Source organism: Ferrovum myxofaciens (genome assembly GCF_000735045.1).
GTDB classification, from domain to species: domain Bacteria; phylum Pseudomonadota; class Gammaproteobacteria; order Burkholderiales; family Ferrovaceae; genus Ferrovum; species Ferrovum myxofaciens.
Genome location: NZ_JPOQ01000125.1, coordinates 1 through 961 on the forward strand (window position 1 = coordinate 1; position 961 = coordinate 961).

Below are 961 nucleotides of genomic sequence, written 5' to 3' on the forward strand. Positions count from 1 at the left end.
AAGGTGTTGACGGTTGATGTGCCATGGTCCCGCCCCGGCAGTGGATTTACGCTGTTGTTTGAGGCATTTGCCATGGCGTTAATCGAACGCGAAATGCCGGTGAATCGGGTGGCCGAAATATTGGGAGTTAACCCACAACGAGTATGGGCGGTGTTCAATCACTGGATTGCTCAAGCACGCGATGCAGATGATCCGTCCTCAATCACCCGGCTTGGTGTGGATGAGACCTCATCACGTAAAGGTCATAAATACGTCACGTTAGGCGTCGATCTGGAGACCGCTCGCGTCATTCATGCGTGTGAGGGTAAAGGCAAAGAAACCTTGAAGAACATTCAGCAACACCTTGAATCCAAGGGTGCGCCAAAGGAGCAGATTACGCAGCTCAGTATGGATCTGTCGCCAGCGTTCATTGCCGGTGCTGCGGAATCCTTCCCAGCTGCGGCCATCACTTTTGATCGGTTTCATGTCGTCAAATTGCTCAATGAAGCAATGGATAAGGTACGCAGAGTTGAACGGATTGAGCATGAGGAATTAAAAGGGCACAAGTACACGTTCCTGAGAAACCGACAAAACTTATCAGACAAACAAGAACAATCACTATCAGAAATGATCGAACTTTATCCCAATCTGGGCAAAGCCTATAGGTTGAAAGTGCTGTTCAATGATCTGTGGGAAATGCCCAACAAAGCGGCTGCAACCACGTTTCTGACCAACTGGTGTAACGAGGTAGAAGAGGCTAAAATCCCCGCCTTTATGGCCTTCTCAAAAATGGTCAGGGGGCATTGGTCCGGCATCATTCATTTTGTAGAATCGCGCATCACCAACGGCATCCTGGAAGGAATCAACAGCAAGGTTCAACTAGCAAAAAGACGCGCCAGGGGCTACCGCAATACTGGAAATTTCATCAACATGATTTACTTTTTGTGCGGCAAACTGAAATTCAGTTACCCACTGTATTTCA

General features: G+C 48.3%; 1 protein-coding gene. It reads left to right on the plus strand.

What is annotated here, in order from left to right; all coding sequences use genetic code 11:
* A partial coding sequence (locus IV91_RS0111455) for an ISL3 family transposase (RefSeq protein WP_035417945.1) occupies positions 1-961 on the plus strand: 961 nt, incomplete at both ends.